The 18,868-nt window shown below is 72.2% G+C and carries 20 protein-coding genes and 1 pseudogene; 10 read left to right on the plus strand and 11 right to left on the minus strand.

What is annotated here, in order from left to right; genetic code table 11:
• Positions 1-31 precede the first annotated feature (31 nt).
• On the minus strand, positions 32-778 hold the full coding sequence (locus ACFZBT_RS33305) for an MBL fold metallo-hydrolase (protein ID WP_391111633.1): 747 nt from the start codon (positions 776-778) through the stop codon (positions 32-34).
• A 117-nt stretch (positions 779-895) separates the two neighbouring features.
• A complete protein-coding gene (locus ACFZBT_RS33310) occupies positions 896-1,519 on the minus strand; it encodes an alpha-ketoglutarate-dependent dioxygenase AlkB (protein ID WP_391111635.1) in 624 nt (207 codons plus the stop codon).
• 116 nt (positions 1,520-1,635) lie between these two features.
• Here ACFZBT_RS33310 and ACFZBT_RS33315 point away from each other — a divergent pair, with 116 nt between their 5' ends.
• Positions 1,636-2,268, plus strand: coding sequence for a TetR family transcriptional regulator (locus ACFZBT_RS33315; RefSeq protein WP_391111638.1), 633 nt, complete (start codon positions 1,636-1,638; stop codon positions 2,266-2,268).
• A gap of 17 nt (positions 2,269-2,285) precedes the next feature.
• On the plus strand, positions 2,286-3,959 hold the full coding sequence (locus ACFZBT_RS33320) for an FAD-binding dehydrogenase (RefSeq protein WP_391111641.1): 1,674 nt from the start codon (positions 2,286-2,288) through the stop codon (positions 3,957-3,959).
• Positions 3,960-3,978: 19 nt separating this feature from the next.
• Here the strand turns inward: ACFZBT_RS33320 and ACFZBT_RS33325 are convergent, their stop codons facing one another.
• The 3 genes from ACFZBT_RS33325 to ACFZBT_RS33335 all read right to left on the minus strand — a co-directional run bounded on the left by ACFZBT_RS33325 (position 3,979) and on the right by ACFZBT_RS33335 (position 5,977).
• Positions 3,979-4,329 (minus strand): DUF488 family protein, encoded by a 351-nt coding sequence (locus ACFZBT_RS33325; protein ID WP_391111644.1) that lies wholly within the window; start codon positions 4,327-4,329, stop codon positions 3,979-3,981.
• Positions 4,330-4,404: 75 nt separating this feature from the next.
• Positions 4,405-4,656: a WhiB family transcriptional regulator gene (locus tag ACFZBT_RS33330; protein ID WP_215123942.1), complete on the minus strand. Its 252-nt coding sequence runs from the start codon at positions 4,654-4,656 to the stop codon at positions 4,405-4,407.
• Between the two features lie 103 nt (positions 4,657-4,759).
• Entirely contained in the window at positions 4,760-5,977 is a 1,218-nt protein-coding gene (locus ACFZBT_RS33335) for a saccharopine dehydrogenase C-terminal domain-containing protein (RefSeq protein WP_391111648.1), read from the minus strand.
• Positions 5,978-6,089: 112 nt separating this feature from the next.
• Between ACFZBT_RS33335 and ACFZBT_RS33340 the strand changes: the two genes are divergently transcribed.
• Positions 6,090-6,797 (plus strand): TetR/AcrR family transcriptional regulator C-terminal domain-containing protein, encoded by a 708-nt coding sequence (locus ACFZBT_RS33340; RefSeq protein ID WP_391111651.1) that lies wholly within the window; start codon positions 6,090-6,092, stop codon positions 6,795-6,797.
• An 11-nt stretch (positions 6,798-6,808) separates the two neighbouring features.
• On the opposite strand, the gene ACFZBT_RS33345 is transcribed toward ACFZBT_RS33340, so the two are convergent.
• Positions 6,809-7,708 carry an ArgP/LysG family DNA-binding transcriptional regulator gene (locus tag ACFZBT_RS33345; protein ID WP_391111731.1) on the minus strand — a complete coding sequence of 300 codons (900 nt, stop codon included), beginning with the start codon at positions 7,706-7,708 and terminating at the stop codon, positions 6,809-6,811.
• A gap of 69 nt (positions 7,709-7,777) precedes the next feature.
• On the opposite strand from ACFZBT_RS33345, the gene ACFZBT_RS33350 reads away from it, so the two are divergent.
• Complete coding sequence (locus tag ACFZBT_RS33350; RefSeq protein ID WP_391111654.1) at positions 7,778-8,395, plus strand: LysE family transporter; 618 nt, start codon at positions 7,778-7,780, stop codon at positions 8,393-8,395.
• Positions 8,396-8,478: 83 nt separating this feature from the next.
• The gene (locus tag ACFZBT_RS33355) at positions 8,479-9,771 is read left to right on the plus strand and encodes an MFS transporter (RefSeq protein WP_391111656.1); all 1,293 of its coding nucleotides are present in this window, start codon (positions 8,479-8,481) and stop codon (positions 9,769-9,771) included.
• Between the two features lie 4 nt (positions 9,772-9,775).
• Here the strand turns inward: ACFZBT_RS33355 and ACFZBT_RS33360 are convergent, their stop codons facing one another.
• The 3 genes and pseudogenes from ACFZBT_RS33360 to ACFZBT_RS33370 all read right to left on the minus strand — a co-directional run bounded on the left by ACFZBT_RS33360 (position 9,776) and on the right by ACFZBT_RS33370 (position 11,493).
• Positions 9,776-10,231, minus strand: coding sequence for a cyclic nucleotide-binding domain-containing protein (locus ACFZBT_RS33360; RefSeq protein ID WP_391111659.1), 456 nt, complete (start codon positions 10,229-10,231; stop codon positions 9,776-9,778).
• Between the two features lie 283 nt (positions 10,232-10,514).
• Positions 10,515-11,192 (minus strand): annotated as a pseudogene (locus ACFZBT_RS33365) (hypothetical protein); the annotation flags it as partial.
• A 79-nt stretch (positions 11,193-11,271) separates the two neighbouring features.
• Positions 11,272-11,493: a hypothetical protein gene (locus tag ACFZBT_RS33370; protein WP_391111662.1), complete on the minus strand. Its 222-nt coding sequence runs from the start codon at positions 11,491-11,493 to the stop codon at positions 11,272-11,274.
• Between the two features lie 273 nt (positions 11,494-11,766).
• Here ACFZBT_RS33370 and ACFZBT_RS33375 point away from each other — a divergent pair, with 273 nt between their 5' ends.
• The 5 genes from ACFZBT_RS33375 (at position 11,767) to ACFZBT_RS33395 (ending at position 15,011) form a co-directional block, all read left to right on the plus strand.
• A complete protein-coding gene (locus ACFZBT_RS33375; protein WP_391111664.1) occupies positions 11,767-12,201 on the plus strand; it encodes an ATP-binding protein in 435 nt (144 codons plus the stop codon).
• 202 nt (positions 12,202-12,403) lie between these two features.
• A complete protein-coding gene (locus ACFZBT_RS33380; RefSeq protein WP_391111667.1) occupies positions 12,404-13,267 on the plus strand; it encodes a SigB/SigF/SigG family RNA polymerase sigma factor in 864 nt (287 codons plus the stop codon).
• Positions 13,268-13,296: 29 nt separating this feature from the next.
• The gene (locus tag ACFZBT_RS33385) at positions 13,297-13,542 is read left to right on the plus strand and encodes a DUF5133 domain-containing protein (RefSeq protein ID WP_391111671.1); all 246 of its coding nucleotides are present in this window, start codon (positions 13,297-13,299) and stop codon (positions 13,540-13,542) included.
• Positions 13,543-13,708: 166 nt separating this feature from the next.
• Positions 13,709-14,548: a DUF1206 domain-containing protein gene (locus tag ACFZBT_RS33390; RefSeq protein WP_391111674.1), complete on the plus strand. Its 840-nt coding sequence runs from the start codon at positions 13,709-13,711 to the stop codon at positions 14,546-14,548.
• A 28-nt stretch (positions 14,549-14,576) separates the two neighbouring features.
• Positions 14,577-15,011, plus strand: coding sequence for a hypothetical protein (locus tag ACFZBT_RS33395; RefSeq protein WP_391111676.1), 435 nt, complete (start codon positions 14,577-14,579; stop codon positions 15,009-15,011).
• A gap of 12 nt (positions 15,012-15,023) precedes the next feature.
• Here ACFZBT_RS33395 and ACFZBT_RS33400 read toward each other — a convergent pair whose 3' ends face one another.
• Both ACFZBT_RS33400 and ACFZBT_RS33405 read right to left on the minus strand, forming a co-directional pair.
• On the minus strand, positions 15,024-17,267 hold the full coding sequence (locus tag ACFZBT_RS33400) for an FUSC family protein (protein WP_391111679.1): 2,244 nt from the start codon (positions 17,265-17,267) through the stop codon (positions 15,024-15,026).
• 94 nt (positions 17,268-17,361) lie between these two features.
• Positions 17,362-18,735 (minus strand): FAD-dependent oxidoreductase, encoded by a 1,374-nt coding sequence (locus tag ACFZBT_RS33405; protein WP_391111682.1) that lies wholly within the window; start codon positions 18,733-18,735, stop codon positions 17,362-17,364.
• Positions 18,736-18,868 lie beyond the last annotated feature (133 nt).

Consider the following 18,868-nt stretch of genomic DNA (forward strand, 5'->3'; position numbering starts at 1 on the left):
TCCTTGTCTCGCCGCCGATCGTCACATCAGATTAAAGGGCGCGCTCGCGGGCCCGGTGCGCGGCGTCCCGCACCGGGCCGCGGTGGACCGGACCGTGCCCGGGCAGCAGCAGATCGCCCTCCAGCTCCGCGAGCAGATCCAGGGAGGCCAGGGCACGCCGGCGCTCGTGGTGGAACATGTCCGGCAGCAGTTGAGGCCCCTCGATCCGCGAGGTGGGGTGCCCGCTGACCAGGGCGTCGCCGGAGATCAGCACACCGGTGCCCGGCACGTGGTAGGCGCAGTGCCCGTCGGTGTGGCCCGGGGTGTGCACCGGCACGGGACGGCCCGGCAGGTCGAGGGCACCCGCCGTCGGGAAGGGCGCGGGGGCCGTGACCGGGTTGTGCGTCGTGCCGCCGGAGCGCAGCGCGTGCACCATCCACGGCAGTACGCCCGGCCGCCAGGCGTTGCTCAGCACCGTCCCGACGGACACCTGCTGCAGGAACTCCCGGCGCGCGTGCGGCACTTCGGCCTCGTGCAGGTAGACAGGCGTGCCGTACGTGGCGCGCAGGTGCTCGGCGGAACCCAGGTGGTCGTTGTGCGCATGCGTGATCAGCACGGCGGCGACCGCCTCCGGGGAGCTGCCCACCTCCGCGAGTGAGGCGAGGACCTGCTCCCGGTCCCCGGGGTAGCCGGTGTCGACCAGAGTGACGGCGTCCCCCTCCGTGAGGATCACCCAGTTGGTGTCGGAGCCGTGCACCAGGTAGGTGCCGTCCGCGACTTGCCGTACGTCTGCCCGCATGATCGCCCCGCGTTGTGTGGTCCCAGCCCGATGAGAGAAGGAAAGCAGAACCCGCGACAGGCGGAATCACCGGGTCCGCGATCAACGCACCCGCGCGCCAGGGCGGTTCGGGCGGCCTCAGTGCACGCCGTGCGGGCGGAACTGGACGCTGATGCGCGGCCCCGTCGCCCGCGTGCTCTTGGGGACGGAGTGTTCCCAGGTGCGCTGGCAGGAGCCGCCCATCACGACCAGGTCCCCGTGGCCCAGCGGGCGGCGTACGGTGTCCCGGCCGCCCCGCATCGGGCGCAGCAGCAGATCCCGGGGTGCTCCCACCGACAGGATGGCGACCATCGTGTCCTCGCGGGCGCCGCGTCCGATCCGGTCTCCGTGCCAGGCCACGCTGTCCCGGCCGTCGCGGTAGTAGCAGAGCCCGGCCGTGGTGAACGGCTCGCCCAGTTCGCCGGCGTAGTGGGCGGACAGGGCGTCCCGCGCCTCGTCCAGCACCCGGTGCGGCAGTGGGTCGTCCGCGCCGTAGAAGGCGAGCAGCCGGGGGACGTCGACGACGTGGTCGTACATCGTGCGCCGCTCCGCGCGCCACGGCACCTCGGCGGCCAGCTGTTCAAACAGGTCGTCGGAACCGCTGAGCCACGCCGGCAGGACGTCGAGCCAGGCGCCGAACCCGAGGTGGGTGCGGCTGATCCCGTCGAGAGGACCGAGGCGCAGCTCGTCGGTCTGGTCGAAGAGGGAGCCCTGGAGGTGCATGCGCCCAGCGTACTCCGTAATCGAAAATATGTTCCATGTGAATTGCAGGGTTCATGACGCGAGACTTTCGATACATCGGTGTATCGAATACAGTCCTGTATCGAAAGGGGGCCGACATGGCCGTGGAGGGGACGACGGGGCGGGTGACCAGGCGCCGGGTGCGCACGCGGGCCAACCTCCTGGACGCGGCGTTCTCCGTGTTCGCGGCCAAGGGCTTCGGGCACGTCTCCATCGAGGAGGTCTGCGAGGCCGCCGGCTACAGCCGAGGCGCCTTCTACTCCAACTTCTCCAGCCTCGACGAGCTGTTCTTCGCCCTCTACCGCGAGCGGGCCGACCTGATCGCCGAGCAGGTGTCGGGGGCCCTCGCCCTCGACGGGCCCGGTCTCGACGTGCCGGCCGCCGTGGACCGGGTCACCGACGTGCTGCTCCTCGACCGGGACTGGCTTCTGGTGAAGACGGACTTCCTCGTGCACGCGGCCCGCGACCCGGACGTGGCGCGCAGTCTGCTGGAACACCGCGCGCGGCTGCGGCAGGCGATCGCCGACCGGCTCGCCCGCGCCCGCGGCCACACCGCACTGCCCGCCGTCCTGGGCGACACCGACGGCGCCGCCCGCGCCGTGGTCGCCGCGTACGACGGCGTCACCACGCAACTGCTGCTGGACCGGGACCTCGAGCACGCCCGCGTCTGGCTGAAGCAACTGCTCACGGCCCTGCTGACCGACGGCAGCGGCACCCCCGATCAGAACTGAGGAAGGGAACGGTCGCCATGGATGCCGACGCCATCGTCGTAGGAGCGGGCCTCGCCGGCCTGGTCGCGGCACACGAGCTGACCAGCAGGGGCCGCAGGGTCGCCCTCGTCGACCAGGAGAACTCCGCCAACCTCGGGGGACAGGCCTTCTGGTCCTTCGGCGGGCTGTTCCTCGTCGACTCGCCGCAGCAGCGGCGCCTGGGCATCAAGGACTCCTTCGACCTCGCCTGGAGCGACTGGCGGGGCAGCGCCGGCTTCGACCGGCTGGACGACGAGGACTCCTGGGCCGTGCGCTGGGCGCGCGCCTACGTCGAGTTCGCCGCCGGGGAGAAGCGGTCCTGGCTGGACGGGCACGGCATCACCTTCCTGCCCACCGTCGGCTGGGCCGAGCGCGGCGACCTCACGGCGCACGGGCACGGCAACACCGTGCCCCGCTTCCACATCGCCTGGGGCACCGGCACCGGCGTGGTCGAACCGTTCGTGCGCTACGCCAGGCAGGCCGCGCGCGACGGCCTGCTCACCTTCCACCACCGCCACCGCGTCGACGAACTGGTCGTCGAGAACGGCGCCGCCAGGGGCGTACGCGGCACGGTCCTGGCCGAGGACACCTCACCCCGCGGCGTCGCCTCCAACCGGGACCCGGCCGGCGAGTTCGAACTCACCGCCCAGGCCGTCATCGTCACCAGCGGCGGCATCGGCGCGAACCACGACATCGTCCGCCGCCACTGGCCCGAGCGCCTCGGCACCCCGCCGCAGGAGATGGTCACGGGCGTACCCGCCTACGTCGACGGGCGGATGCTCGACATCAGCGCCCGGGCGGGCGTACGGCTGGTCAACCGCGACCGCATGTGGCACTACACCGAGGGTTTGCGGAACTGGGACCCGATCTGGCCCGGCCACGGCATCCGCATCCTGCCCGGGCCGTCCTCGATGTGGTTCGACGCCCTCGGCCGCCGCCTGCCCGGGCCGTACCTGCCCGGCTACGACACCCTCGGCACCTTGAGGCACCTGCGCACCACCGAGGACATCGCCGGGTACGACCACTCCTGGTTCATCCTCACCCAGAAGATCATCGAGAAGGAGTTCGCGCTGTCGGGCTCCGAGCAGAACCCCGACATCACCGCCAAGGACCGCGCCGGGTTCCTCAAGGAACGCATCCTAGGAAAGGGCGCGCCCGGACCCGTCGACGCGTTCCTGCGCATGGGCGCCGACTTCGTGACCGCGCCCAGCATCGAACAACTGGTCGCGAAGATGAACGACCTCACCGACAAGCCGCTCCTCGACGCGCCCGGGATCAAGCGCCAGATCGAGGCGCGTGACCTGCAGATCGTCAACCCCTACGCCAAGGACGCCCAGATGCAGGGCATCCGCAACGCCCGCCGCTACATCGGCGACCGCCTCGGCCGGGTCGCCACCCCGCACCGCATCCTCGACCCGGCGGCCGGCCCCCTGATCGGCGTCAAGCTGCACGTCCTCACCCGCAAGACCCTCGGCGGCATCCAGACCGATCTCGACTCCCGCGCCCTCGGGGCGGACGGCAAGCCGGTGGAGGGGCTGTACGCGGCGGGCGAGGTCGCCGGATTCGGCGGCGGCGGTGTCCACGGTTACAACGCCCTGGAGGGCACCTTCCTCGGCGGCTGCCTCTTCTCGGGGCGGGCGGCCGGCCGGGCGGCGGCGAAGCAGACCGCCTGACAGGCTCGGGCCCGCCTCCTCAGTCTTCGAGGAGGCGGGCCAGCACCGTCGCGTGGCTCCGTTCCGGCGTCTTGGACGCGGTCAGCAGTGTCACGTCACCCTGGCGGACCAGGTCCCGCACCCGGCCGAGGAGTTCGGCGGCCTCGTCGCCGTCGAGCTCCGCCTCGTACCGCTCGGCGAACTCCTCGTACGAGGCCTCGCCCGCGTGGTACCAGCGGCGCAGCTCCGTCGACGGGGTGAGCGCCTTCGGCCACTCGTCCACCCGGGCCGCGTCCTTCGAGAGTCCGCGCGGCCACAGCCGGTCGACCAGGACGCGCGTCCCGTCGGCCGGCTCGGGCGGATCGTAGACACGGCGGACGCGCACGCTCATGGCCGGCCCCTTCTGTGACGGACGGGTACGGCGCGAGCGTAACCCCGGCCGCGCCGGACGGCCGGTGGAGGGACGTCAGCCGGAGCGGCGCCGGGCCGCCGTGCGCCGCTTCAGCGCACGCCGTTCCGTCTCGCTCGTGCCGCCCCACACACCGATGGACTGGCCCGTGTCCATGGCCCATTGCAGGCACTCGTCCTGGACGGGGCAGCGCCGGCACACCGACTTGGCCTGCTCCGTCTGCAGCAGGGCAGGGCCCGTGGTGCCGATCGGGAAGAAGAGCTCGGGGTCCTCGTGCCGGCAGGCAGCGTGGTCTCGCCAGTTGTCCATCGAAGTCACCTGCATCACAGTAGAAACGTGCCCGTTCGGATGATTACTCCTTTTCGGGTCACCTGTCGATGCCTCGTGAAACAAAATCGCACGGACAACCAGGTCACTGCTCGCGCATGCCCCAGGGCGAGCCGTAGGCCGTCAGCAGGTCCAGGAACGGGCGGGCCGGGAAGGCCTCCGGGCCCCGCACGCCCGTGCCCGACCAGGCGCCGGTGGCGAGGAGTTCGAGCGCGACGACCGGGTTGACGGCGGTCTGCCACACCACGGCCTGACTGCCGTACTCCTTCATGGACCACTGGTTGTCGACCACGTGGTAGAGGTACACCTCGCGCGGCTTGCCGTCCTTGACGCCCCGCACCCAGGTGCCCGCGCACGTCTTGCCGTGCATCCGCTCGCCGAGGGTCGCCGGGTCGGGCAGGCACGCGGCGACCAGGTCCCGGGGCGAGACCGCCACCGGGCCGTCCGGCCCCGGCACGGTCACCGGGTCGGTGCGGTCCAGACCCAGCAAATGCAGCGTCTTCAGCGTCTCGACGAACTCCCGGCCCAGGCCGTACTTGAAGGTGACGCGGCGGGCGTCGACCCAGCGCGGGACGAGCAGCACCTCCTCGTGCTCCACGTTGACGCACTCGACCGGGCCGATCCCCTCGGGGAAGTCGAAGACCTCGAGCTCGCTGAAGGGCTCGGTGGTGAACCAGCCGCGGTCGGTCTCGTAGACGACCGGCGGGTTGAGGCATTCCTCGATGGTGGTCCAGATGCTGAACGAGGGTGCGAAGTCGTAGCCGTCGACGGTCAGGTTCGCGCCGTCGCGGATGCCGATCTCCTCGATCTCGTCGAAGAGTTCGTCGGCGGCGTGGCGCGCGAAGACGTCCGACAGGCCCGGCTCCACCCCCATGCCGACGAGCGCCAGCACCCCCTCCTTCTCCCAGTCGGCTGCCTCGGCGAACTGCTCGTCGCCGAGCTTCACCCCGCACTCCGCGTACGGCAGTTCCTGGTGCGGGTGGGACAGCGACATCGCCATGTCGAGATAGGTGGCGCCCGCGGCGCGGGCCGCGCGGAACAGGGGCATCACGAAGCGGGGGTCGGTGGCGTTGAGCAGGACGTCGCAGCGGTGCCGCGCCAGCAGGCGGGCCACCGCCGCCTCGTCACCGGCGTCCACCCGCTCGGCGGTGAACCGCGCGTCGCCGCCGAGCGCGGCGACCGCCGCCTCGGCCCGGGCCGGGGCGTAGTCGGCCACCACCATCGCCTCGAAGAAGGGTCGCCGGGCCGCGATACGGGTGATCGCGCCGCCCACACCGCCGGCTCCCACGAGCAGTACACGCATAACAGAAACTCCCTCTTCGCGAAGAACGTGACGGGCCCTCGAGGAGATGAAACGCCGCTCTCTGTCTTAAGGTCAATGGCGTTGGCATAAGGCAGCGAGGGAGGGAGCCGTCGTGCCGAAGCCCGTGGTGCCCGAGGAGAAACGCCGCCGGCGCAGGCCCACCAAGAGCGGCACCGTGCTGTCCGAGGAGCTGATCGTCGAGACGGCGCTGCGCATGCTGCACGAACACGGCAGCGCGGGACTGACCGCCCGCAGGCTCGGCCTGGCCCTGGACGCCGACCCGAGCACGCTCTACCGGTACTTCCGGGGCATGGACGACCTGACGCTCGCCATCGGCGACGCGCTGATCGGGCAGGCGCTCGGCGGCTGGGCGCCCACGGGGGAGTGGCGGGCTGACCTGCGGGCCGTCGGGCTGCGCATCCACGCCGCGTACGTGGCGCATCCGCAGGCGGCCGTGCTCACCGCCAGCCGGGTCTCGGGCCGGGCCCACGAACTCGCGGCCGACGAGGCGGTCCTGGACGTCCTGCGCACGGCGGGCTTCCCGCTGCCGGACGCGGTGCGGATCTACCACGCCTTCGTCGACACCACCCTGGCCTTCGCGGCACTCGACGCCGCCTCGCTGGCACTGCCCAGCGCCTCACTGCACGCCGACGAGGAGATGTGGCGCTCGACCTACGCCCGCCTGCCCGCCACCACCCACCCCCGCATCGCGGAAGCGGCACCCCTTCTCGCCACCCGCATGCTGACCAGCGCCTATCCCACGGCCCTGGACATGCTGCTGCACAGCGCGGCGGCGCAGTTGGAGAGCATCGGGGAGTAGGGCGGCACGCCTCAGGTGCGCAGTGCCTCCGCGGCGGTCGCCGTCACCGTCTCCGCGACCTGCGCCAGCGCGGGGGAGTCGAGTTTCCACTGCTGCCAGTACAGGGGAACGTCGACCGTCCGGCCCGGGGCGAGTCCGATGAGCCCGCCGGTGCGCAGCAGGGGGTCCGCCTGGGCCTCGGGCACCAGGCCCCAGCCCAGTCCGGCGGCCACGGCGTCGACGAACCCCTCCGAGGTCGGTACGTAGTGCCGCAGCGCGCTCGCGCCGCTCCGGCCCCGGGTGAGCCGGCGGACGAAGCCGTCCTGGAAGTCGTCCCTGCGATCGAAGGTCACGACGGGCACCTCGGCAAGTACCTGCTCCAGGGGGCCGCCGAGGTGGCGTGCGGCGAAGTCCGGCGCGGCCACCGGGACGTAGCGCATCCGCCCGAGGGACCGCACCGAGCAGCCCGGCACGGCGTCCGGCGACGAGGTCACCGCGGCCATCACCACCCCCTCCCGCAGCAGCGCCGCCGTGTGGTCCTCGTCCTCCCGGCGTAGCTCGAAGTAGAGCCGCAGCTCCTCCGGGACGCGGGTGAGCACCCCGAGGAACCAGGTGGCCAGCGAGTCCGCGTTCACCGCGACCGAGACCCGGGTCGGCTCGCCCGCACCGCTCAGGCCCAGCTCCGCGTACGCGTCGCGCTCCAGCCGCGCCACCTGGCGGGCCAGCCGTACCAGCACCTCGCCCGACTCGGTGGGCCGCACCGGCTTGGTCCGCAGCAGCAGCACCCGCCCCGTGCGCTGCTCCAGCGCCTTCACGCGCTGGCTGATCGCCGACGGCGTCACATGCAGCGCGGCCGCCGCCGCGTCGAAGGTGCCCTCGTCCACGACGGCGAGCAGGGTCTGCACCTGGTCCAGCGGGAGATCCGGCATCATCACATCTGCTAATGATACGTAAGAATCATTAGCTGTACGTGTGGGGCGTCCGTCCGTAGCGTCAAGGTCATGACCAGCACCTTCACCGCCGCAGCCGCGGGATTCGGCACCGGACTGTCCCTCATCGTCGCCATCGGCGCGCAGAATGCCTTCGTCCTGCGCCAGGGGATCCGCCGCGAAGCCGTCCTCGCCGTCGTCGGCATCTGCGCCCTCTCCGACGCCGCCCTCATCGCGCTCGGGGTCGGCGGCGTCGGCGCGGTGGTGGTGGCGTGGCCGGGCGCGCTGACGGTGGTCGGCTGGATCGGCGGCGCGTTCCTGCTCTGCTACGGCGCCCTGGCCGCCCGCCGGGTGTTCCGGCCGGTCGGCGGCGCGCTGCGGGCGGAGGGAGAGGCGGCCGGATCACGCCGCCGGGCCGTGCTCACCTGCCTGGCGATGACCTGGCTCAACCCGCATGTCTACCTCGACACCGTGTTCCTGCTGGGCTCCGTCGCCTCCGACCACGGCCCGCTGCGCTGGACGTTCGGTCTCGGCGCCGTCCTGGCCAGCCTGTGCTGGTTCACCGCCCTCGGCTTCGGCGCCCGGCTGCTCGGCCGTCACCTCGCCAAGCCCGCCGCCTGGCGCGTCATGGACGGCGTGCTCGCCGCGACCATGATCGTGCTCGGTGCCGTGCTCATCGCCGGAAGCTGACACCTCGGCTCCGGGACGCTCCGCGGCTGGTGCGATAGTGATCCCCGGCCGGGTAGATGTAGCGAGCATCCAGGAAGCGGCGAGTGGACACGAGCGAGAGCGGGACGGAAGAGCGGGATCCGGCGCCGGAGGCACCCCGGCGCCACGGCTGGCGGCGCTGGGCCATGGACACCCGCCCCCTGCGCCGCCCCGCCTACCGGCGGCTGTGGGGCTCGACGATCGTCACGGCCGTCGGCAGCCAGCTCACCGCCGTCGCCGTGCCCAAGCAGATCTACGACATCACCGGCTCCTCGGCCTGGGTGGGCGCGGCGAGCCTGGCGGGCCTCGTGCCCCTGATCGTGTTCGCGCTGTGGGGCGGGGCGATCGCCGACAGCATGGACCGGCGCAAGCTCCTGCTGATCACCAACAGCGGCATCGCCGTCACCTCGCTGCTGTTCTGGTTCCAGGCCTTCGCCGGCCTGGAGTCGGTCGCCGCGCTCATGGTGCTGCTCGCGATGCAGCAGGCCTTCTGGGGCCTGAACGCACCGGCCCGCACCGCCTCCATCGCCCGGCTGGTCCCCGAGGACGAACTGCCCGCGGCGGGCGCCCTCGGCTCGACCGTGATGCAGACCGGCCAGGTGGCCGGCCCGCTGCTCGCCGGCGCCCTCATCCCCGTGATCGGCCTGCCCGAGCTCTACCTGATCGACGCCCTGGCGCTGTGCGTCACGGTGTGGGCGGTGTACCGGCTGCCGCCGCTGCCGCCCCTGGCGAGCGCGGGCAAGCGTCGCGCGGGCGTGCGGGAGATCGTCGCCGGATTCCGCTACATCTCCGGGCACACCGTGCTGCTGCTGTCGTTCCTCGCCGACATCGTCGCCATGGTCCTCGGCATGCCGCGCGCCCTGTTCCCGCAACTCGCCGCCCAGACCTACGCGCCCTACGGCGAAGGGCTCGCCCTGGGCCTGCTGTTCGCGGCGATCCCCATCGGCGCCGTGCTCGGCGGACTGTTCTCCGGCACCTTCTCCCGGGCGCGCCGGCACGGCTGGATGGTCATCGGGGCGGTGGTCGCGTGGGGTGCGGCCATCGCGGGCTTCGGGCTGAGCGGCAGTCTGTGGGTCGGGGTGGCGTTCCTCGCCGTGGCCGGGGTGGCCGACATGGTCTCCATGGTCTTCCGGGGAGCGATCCTGCTGTCCGCGGCCACCGACGAGATGCGCGGGCGCATGCAGGGCGTCTTCACCGTCGTCGTGGCGGGCGGCCCGCGCCTCGCCGACGTACTGCACGGCACGGCGGGCTCCGCCTTCGGCCCCCGCACCGCCGTCACGGGCGGCGGCCTGCTGGTCGTCGCCCTGATGCTGGCCCTGGCCGCCGCGGTCCCCGCACTGCGCCGCTACCGCGTCTGATGCCTCACAGGGCTCCTCGCCGGTGCAGTGTGTACTGCTCCATCAGCTTGCCCCGGGTCATCTCCAGCCGGTGTGCGAGCACCTCCGCGACCGATCGCACCAGCAGCAGCCCCAGCTGGGAATCCTCCTCGCACAGCTCCAGTACGGCCGCCGCGTCGAACTCGTAGGCCCGTACGGGACTGAACGCCACCGCGCCGAAGTCCCAGGTGTGCGGTGGGAACAGCCAGGACCAGCCGAGCAGGTCGCCCGCGCCGAGGCTGGCCACGGTCACCCGTTGCAAGGAGTTGACCTCCTGGTCCAGGGAGACCGCACCGGAGCGGATGACCCAGAAGCGGTCGGCCGCGCCGCCCGCCTCGAAGATGCGGGTGTCCTCGGGGAAGGACACCTCACGCGCGAGCGTCATCAGACGCTGCCGCTGGGGCGGAGGCAGGGCGGTCAGGAGTTTGATCGCTTTGGTCATGACGCGGAGCTCCTCGCCGGGCGGTCGACTTCCGGTGCTTTCTCCCTATGCCCATTTCAGCCGCTGGCGGGGCCTCGGGCACCTCGGCGTACGCAACTTTCTCCGGGCTTCCTCCGGGCATGAAAAAGCCCTGGCTGGACGGGGGAGACCAGCCAGGGCCGTTGGCGGTGATGGACGGAGGACCACGGGTTCGACTCCGCCACCACGTATGAATGAACGATAAACCATCTCCGGGCCGTCCGTGCACCCCCGACCGGGTCGGGTGACCCGTTTCACGTCGCGGTCACCGCGCGTGTCCGGCGACGCCCCGGACCGTGTCCAGCTCCGGGGCCGTGGGATCGGGGAGGTGCATGCCCGCCGCCGGCCCGGTCCGTAGATACGCCAGCACCGGTTCGGTAAGGCGCTCACCCGGGAGGACGGCCGGGATACCGGGCGGATACGGCGTGATCAGCTCCGCCGCGACCCTTCCGGCCGCCTCGCCCACCGGCGCGTCCTCGGCCGGGCCGAAGAACGCGTCGCGGGGCGGCACCACCTGCTCCATCCTCAACTCGGCCGGCGACGGCACCTCAACCCGCGGCGCCCGGGGCAGATCCCGCGCCGCACGCGCGAGAACGCGCAGCGCCTCCAGCAACTGCCCGGTCGTCTCCCGGTCGTCGCCATGGGTGATCTGCATGCCGATGCGCCGGTGTCACCAGATGCGCACCCCACGCCTCGTCCCACGATCAGCGGCCGCGTACGCCGGTGGCACACCTCGGCGATCGCCCGGAGGTCCGCGCAACCGCCGTACGGCGTGGGACTCGTGACCCGTGCGCCCCGCGCGTCCGGGTTTGCCCCGAAGGCCCGCTCGAAGTCCTCGGCGGACGGAGGACGGGCCAGTTTCCGCTCGGTGTGGCACCGCGTCGGCCATCAGCTCCTGTGCCCGCCGCAGTACCTGTCCCCGGGTGAGCCGGTCGTCCAGACCGTCCCGTCATCCGAACCGGATGCCCGGCGCGTCCCTCGCAATCGGGCCGCTGTGCGGTACGGGGTACGGGCCCTCCCGGTCAGCCCTCCGTACCGTGCTTGCCCGGTGTCAGGATCTCGTCCAGCACCGTCACCACCGCCTCGTAGGAGATCCCTCGTACGGTCGCGTCCCTGGCCCCCTTCGGGTCGGTCGCGCTCAGTTCCTCGCTCTTGGCATGCCACGAGCGCTCCTCCCGCATCGCGCAGGCCCTCGCGCGACGGATGCGCCGCAGCAGTTCGTCCGAGTCCACCACATCGGTCATGCGTCCCGCCTACCCACGCAACGCTCCGAGATGGCACCGACCGGCGGCCGTTCGGGCGCTTTTCGGCAGGAAGAGGCGGACCGGAGGTTTGCAGGTGCGGGGAGAGGTCAGCCGAAGAGAAGAGACCCGCGGCGCTCGCGAGGTGCGCGCCCCGAACGCCGCGGCAGGCTGAAGGAAGCAGCGGGCACCGTGAGCCCCAGGCGTGCCCGTGCGGGCGGCTGTGAACGCGGGCCGGACCCGGCTTCCCGTCTTCACCGACCAGGGAGCTGCAGGATGTGCGACGAGCACATGATCGAATCCGTATTCGGGCCGCTCGGCGCGGACCGGGCCCGGCCGTACAAACCCGCCGAGGCGCGCCGGGCCGTGGAGCGAGCCGTGGCCGAACGCTGCCGCGCCACGCGCACCCCGTGCGACGCGGACGCCCTGTCCGACGCGCTGCTCGTCGTCTCGGAACTGACGACCAACGCGATCCTGCACGGCGGCGGCGTCACCGACTTCCGGGTCGACGTCGACGGCCCACGTGTGCGACTGTCGGTGAGTGACGGCAGTGACGAACTGCCCGTGACCGCGCCGCCCACCGATGCGCACGGACGGCTGCGGCACGGCGGACACGGCTGGCCCATCGTGTGCCGGCTCTCCCGTGACATCCGCGTCTCGGACCTGCCCGCCGGCGGCAAGTGCATCACCGCCGTCGTGCCCCTCGCCTGAAAACCCGGGTGCCGACTCCCGGGCAGATTGCACAGCAAAGTGGAGTTTGTTCCACCGGGGGCAGGGCAGTCGCAATCTCGTGCTTCGGACCGGAGGCGCGCCAGCGGGAGCGGTATGACTGCCCCGGAGGCCCTCCAGGCGATCCGGGCGGCGACCTTCCCGCGGTAGACCCTGAAATCACCGTTGTCAGGAGCGAATCCGCATGCTCATCGACACGCCCACCAACCGCCCCGACACGCCCGGAACGACCACCACCGCCGGCCGGCGGCGGCACGACGACGCCCCTGACACCGCGGCCCTCTTCACCCGGCTGGCGGAGCTGGAGGAGGGGCCCGAGCGGGAGGCGGTCCGCGACGAGCTCGTCGCGCTCTGGCTGCCCATGGCCCATCGCATCGCCGGCCGCTTCCGCGACCGTGGAGAGTCGCTGGAGGACCTGAAGCAGGTCGCGGCTCTCGGGCTGGTCAAGGCCGTCGACCGGTTCGACCCGAGCCGGGGAGCCTTCGAGAGCTACGCCGTCCCCACCATCACCGGCGAGGTCAAGCGGCACTTCCGGGACCGGATGTGGGCCCTGCGGGTCCCCCGCCGGGTGCAGGAACTGCGCAACAAGGTGCGGGTGGCCCGCCGTGAACTGACCCAGAACCCGGGCAGCCCCGAGCCCTCCGTGGCGGACCTCGCCGCCCACACCGGCCTCACCGAGGAAGAGGTCGGCGCGGGGCTCGAAGCCCTGGAGAGCTTCAGCACCCTGTCGCTGGACGCCGAACTCTCGGCTGACGACGACGGCTACAGCCTCGCGGACACCCTCGGCGCGGCGGACGCCTCCTACGACGTCGTGGTCGACCGCGAGTCCGCCAAGGAAGGCCTGCGCCGCCTGCCGGAGCGCGAACGGGCCATTCTCTACATGCGTTTCTTCGAGGACATGACGCAGAGCCGCATCGCCGACCACCTCGGCATCTCCCAGATGCACGTCTCCCGCCTCATCAGCCGCAGTTGCGCCAGGGTGCGCGACGAGGCCATGGGGCAGCGGACGGGCGCCCGGGACAGCGGCGGCACCTCCGTGACGGCCTGACCCCCCGACCCACGAGGAGAGAAAAATACATGCTGAGACCCCATCCCGCCGTTCTGCGCCGCCTCGTCGACGAGTACGAGGCACTGTCCTCGACCGCAGGGGCCGCAGGGGCCGCAGGCGCACCGGCGGAGGCCGGTCAGCGGGCCCGCGACCTGGCGTACACGCTGTGCGTGTCCACCGGAACCCGTGACATCGGGCGCGCCCTGGAGGTCGCACACCAGTGGCTCGCGACCGCACCCGCACCGGCCCGGGAGACCGCTGCCCTGGCCACCTGACCACGGGCCGCACAGGGGCCCGGCCGACGGCATCAGCCGCGGCCGGGCCCCTTCGCGTACCGCGAGGGCCGGGCCCTCCGGGTGGCCAGGCCGGAATGCGCCGGCCCGGCGGCCGGCCGGGTGTGTGGCCGCCGGACCGGGGCATCCGGAACGCCGGGAGGTCGACATGAACACGAGTGCGCTGGCACAGACCGGACGGTTCCGGGCCCGACGGGTGGCACGGGGTTCGGTGACGGAGGGGGCGGCACGGGCGGGACTCGCCGCCCGGGGCGTGATCTATCTGCTCGTGGGCGCGCTGGCGCTGCAGATCGCCTTCGGCGACACCAAGGAGCAGGCCGACCGCGGGGGAGCCCTGGCGGCGATCTCGCAGAAGCCGTTCGGAGCGGTGCTGCTCTGGGCCCTGGGCATCGGGCTCGTCGGCATGGCCCTGTGGCGGCTGTCCGAGGTGTTCTTCGGCTCCGTCGGCCAGGACGGCCGCAGCGCCCGCAAGCGGCTGATGGCGGGAGTCCGCTTCGCGTTCTACGTCTTCGTCGCCTACTCCGTGCTGTCGTTCGCGGCCAGCCGCGATCAGAGCGGCGGCGGCTCCAGCGACCGGCAGTCCCGGGACGCCACCGCCAGGGCACTGGAGCTGCCGGGCGGGCAGTGGCTGGTCGGCGCGGCCGGGATCGCGATCGTCGCCGCGGGCGGGTGGATCGGCGTACGGGCGGTCCTGCGCAAGTACCACGACAAGTTCCGGCTCGGGCAGATGGGCCCCCGCACCCGGCGGCTCGTGGACGTCACGGGCGTGGCGGGCGGGGCCGCCCGGGGGCTGGTGTTCGCCGTGGCCGGTGTCTTCGCCGTGCGCGCCGCGATCGACTACGAGCCCGACAAGGCCAAGGGCCTGGACGACACCCTGCGCACCTTCGCCGACACCCCGCTCGGCCCCTGGCTGCTGGTCTGCGTCGCGGCCGGACTCGTGCTGTTCGGGGTGTTCTCGTTCGCCATGGCCCGCTGGCGACGCGTCTGAGGCGCGTCGTACGGGGAACACGAAGCCAATGAGCGATTCCGAGATTCCGCATGGCGACGACCGGCCCGTGGACATGTACCTGGACCTCCTGCGCATCCGGATGGACACCGAGGACTACCGCCTCCTCATGCGTGTGGTGGAACCGGTCCTCGAGGCGATCGACGAGGAGCGCCTGTCCAGCCTCGACTTCGCGCTCGACTCAGGGGCCGGCGACGAACTGCCCCAAGAGGTGCGTGACGAGGTGGCCCTCGTCATCGCCACCGCCGTCACCGGCCGCCTGGACAACGAGGTGGTCGAACTCGACGTCGACGAGGCCGGCCCGGTCAGGATCGTCACGGACGCGACCACCGCGTCCGACCCCGACCGCCTCGGCGAGATAGCCGACTACATCAAGGAACGGCACAAGCAGACCGAGGAGCTCCGGGGCATCGCCGAGGTGAGCGGACTGCCCACGGACTTCTGAGCGGTACCCGGCTCAGCCCCGGGGTTCCGCTACCGGCACGCCGAGCGGCCGGGCCAGGCCCACCACGGCCTCGTCCAGCCGCTCCAGGTGCCGCAGCACGCGGTCGGTGATCCGGCCGTAGCGCGGGGTGCCGGCGTCGGACCCCAGCAGCGAGGCGATGCTCGGTCCGGTCTCCACCCGGGCCCCGGTGTGCTCGTCCTCGACCCGGGCCGCGATGGTCCCGATGTTGCGCACGGTCCGCGCCGCGGCCCCGCGCAACCGCGGGTCCGCCGCGATCGAGGGATGCGTGGGCAGCAGCTCGGCGGTGGCCGCCAGCGTCCGCGCGTGGTAAGCGCACGTCTCCAGCAGTGCCACCACGTACCGGGCGGTGTGGCGCCGGGCCCGCAGCGGCGTGACCGGATGGGTCAGCGGCTGCGTGGCCGCCCGCAGATCGGCCAGCGCCTGGTCCAGGTCCCGTGCCTTGTCCAGCAGCTCGTCCGCGGGCCCGCCGCTGAGCTGCCCGACCGCGGCCTCGGTGACGTCGGCGAGCCGCTCGAGCACGGTGCCGAGCAACTCGTTCGTACGGCGGTCGGTCCGCACCGGCAGGACCAGCGCCGCCGCCACCACGCCGCAGGCCGCACCGAGGGCGGTCTCCTCCACCCGCAGCAAGAGCACCTCGAGGCTGTAGGTGTGCAGCAGGGTGTACAGCAGCCCCAGCATCGCCGTGACGAAGAACGACATCAGCGTGTACGACAACGGCGCCGAGTAGAACATCGCGAAGATCAGCACCAGCACCAGCGCGAACGCCGTCCAGGTGTGCTGCCCGACCAGGCCCGCCAGGACGATTCCGGCCACGACGCCGAACACCGTGCCGAGCAGCCGCCGGTAGCCCTTGACGAGGATCTCGCCCGTCGAGGCGGTGTTCAGAAAGACGATCCAGCAGGTCAGCACCGCCCAGTACCAGCGCTGTGTGGACAGCAGCTCGCCGCCCACGATGGCCAGCGTCGAGCCGACCGCGACCTGAACGGCGGCACGCGTGGTGGGCCGCCGCAGACCCGTCTCCTCCTCCGTGGCCGGCTCCTCGCCGCCGCCGTCGATCGCGGCGTCCTCGGCGTCCAGCTCCTCGCGGGAGCGGGCCGTGGCAGGGGTGTCGTCCGATTCGTCCTGCGGGCCGTCCAGCGCGATCCGCAGACCCATCACCGCGCGGGCCGACTCGCCGATGCCCCGGAAGACGTCCTGCACGGCGGCGGGCGCGGCCGGCAGGTTCTCCTCGTCCCGGTAGCCGAGCAGCCGGTTGCGCAGGTGGGCCAGCGCGGTGCCGGTGTCGCCGCTCCCGGCCCGCAGCACGAGGGTGTGCAGCGCCTGGAGATCCCGGCGGAGCGTGGCGGTGGCCTCGTCCGGCACCGCGGGCGCGCTCAGCGACGGAGCGGGCGCGCCCGGCAGGTGCAGGGTGAGCGTGTCGGCACGCTCGGCGCTGCGGGCGGTCAGCAACAGCAGACCGAGCCGCTCGGCGGCGATCTCCGCGTCCGCGACCCTGCGCTGCACGAGCCGCGCCACCGACTCGTCCGAGGTGCCGTCGTCCAGCTGCGCCTGGATCATCATCGCCGTCTCGTGCAGCCGCGCGGTGCCCTCGCGCACGGCTTCCAGGGCCTTGTCCACGTCCTCCCCGTCGGCGTCGAGGAGGTCGAGCTGCGCGGCCACCAGCTGGGCCAGCCGGGCGCGGAACGCCAGTCGCAGCCGCATCAGGACGCCCGTGGGCGTCGCGGGCACCACCGCGAAGCGCAGCACGGCACTGCAGCAGAAGGCCACAGCAATGACGCCGCACAGCGCGGGCAGCGAGGAGACGGTGACGCCGACGAACAGGGACAGGAAGTAGACCTGGAAGCCGATCAGCCCCAGCGCGGTGCCGCGGTCGCCGAACCGGCGGCCGTAGACCGCGCAGAAGATCAGGACGACGAAGAAGATGTCACCGACGTAGACACGCGCGTTGAGCGCCGCGCTCAGGGACACGGAGGCCAGCGCCACCGGCAGGCCCAGCGCCAGCGTCACGGCCTGGGGTCCGAGCTGCTTCTCCCGGATGGCGAAGGTGGCGACCATCGCCGCCATGGCCCCCGCCACCAGCTGGTGCACATCGGCCCCGAACAGGCTGAGCACGGCCAGGGTGAGCGCGATGGCGCCGACCGTGCGCAACCCGGCCGTCAGGCGCAGCAGTCCGGGGTCGTTCGCCGCGATCCGGTCCCGCAGTCCTGTCCACACCGACCGTCCCGCTGCCCTCACGCCGCCGCACTCTCTCCCGACCCACACCAAGATCCGTGTCTCAGCATGTCATGCCGGAATCGGAAGCTCCCCTTCGACCCTGTCCCGTCCCGGCCTAGTCCCGCCGGCCGGTCCCCTCGATGTGCTCCCGCACCTGTTCCGGCGTCAGATAGGCGTCGGTGTACTCGAAGTCCTTCAGCCGGGCGGCCCTGCGGGTCTGGAAGCCGGTCCGTACGAAGTCGTCGCCGGCGACCGCGTTGAGCAGCCAGTTCGTCATCACCCGGGTCTTGGCCACGTTGGTGCGCAGCGCGGACCAGTGGTAGCCGCGGGCGACGGCCTGGGCGGGCAGGCCGCGCAGTTCGATGCCCAGCGGCTTGGAGACCGCGTCGGTGCCGCCGAGGTCGACGACGAGCCCGAGATCCTTGTGGACGTACGGCTGCAGCGCCTGCCCCCGCAGCGTCGCGATGACGTTGTCGGCGACATGCCTGCCCTGCCGCAGGGCGTGCTGCGCGGTGGGCGGGCACATGGCGCCGTCGTCGCCCTTGGCCAGGTCGGGCACCGCGGCCGAGTCACCGAGCGCGAACACCCCGTCGTCGCCCGGCAGGTTCATCTCGGGGGCGACCGCGAGCCGTCCCTTGACCGTCTCGGCGCCGAGCGTGGCGATGAGCGGGCTGGCGACGACCCCGGCGGTCCAGATCAGCGTGCGGGTCGGGATCACCCGCCCGTCGGTGAAGGTGACCTCCTCGGGGCCCGCCTTCGCGATGGAGACGCCCAGGGAGATCTCGATGCCCCGCCGCCGCAGGATCTCCTGCGCGCTGCTGCCGAGCTTCTCGCCGAGCTCCGGCATCAGCTTCGGCGCGATGTCGATCAGATGCCACTTGATCAGCCCCGGGTCCAGCCGCGGGTAGCGCTTCACGGCGGCATGCGTCAGGCGCTGCAGACACGCCGCGGTCTCGGTGCCCGCGTAGCCGCCGCCGACCACCACGAACTGCAGCCGCGAGGCCCGCTCGTCCGGGTCCTGGCTCGCGTCGGCCAGATCCAGCTGCGAGATGACGTGGTCACGGACGTAGGCCGCCTCGGCGAGCGTCTTCATCCCGAACGCGTGCTCCGTCAGACCGGGGATGTCGAAGGTACGGGTGATGCTGCCGGGGGCCAGCACGATGTAGTCGTACGGCTCGTTGACGATCTGGTCGGTGATGGTGCGGATGACGCAGACCTTGGACTTCAGATCGACGCCGATGGCCCCGCCCGGAATGATCCGCGTGCGGTACTTCTTGCTGCGGCGCAGGGAGACGGCGATCGACTGCGGCGTCAGCACGCCGGAGGCGACCTGGGGGAGCAGCGGCAGGTAGAGCTGGTAGGCGAACGGCGTCACCAGCGTGACGTCGGCCTCGTCCGGGGAGAGTTTCCGTTCCAGACGGCGGACGCACTCCACACCGGCGAAGCCTGCGCCAACCACCAGGATCCTGGGTCGTGTCACGGTGTTCATCCCTTTCTGCGGCTCCAGGCGGTCTGCCTCGAACGCCTTCCGACTGCCCCTGGATCGCCGGTTCGCACCCCTTCGATCCCACCCCGTGTCCGGCGGGTACGCCAGTCGGACACGGCAGGCAGACCAACGCGTC

Source organism: Streptomyces sp. NPDC008137 (assembly GCF_042957035.1).
Lineage (GTDB): Bacteria > Actinomycetota > Actinomycetes > Streptomycetales > Streptomycetaceae > Streptomyces.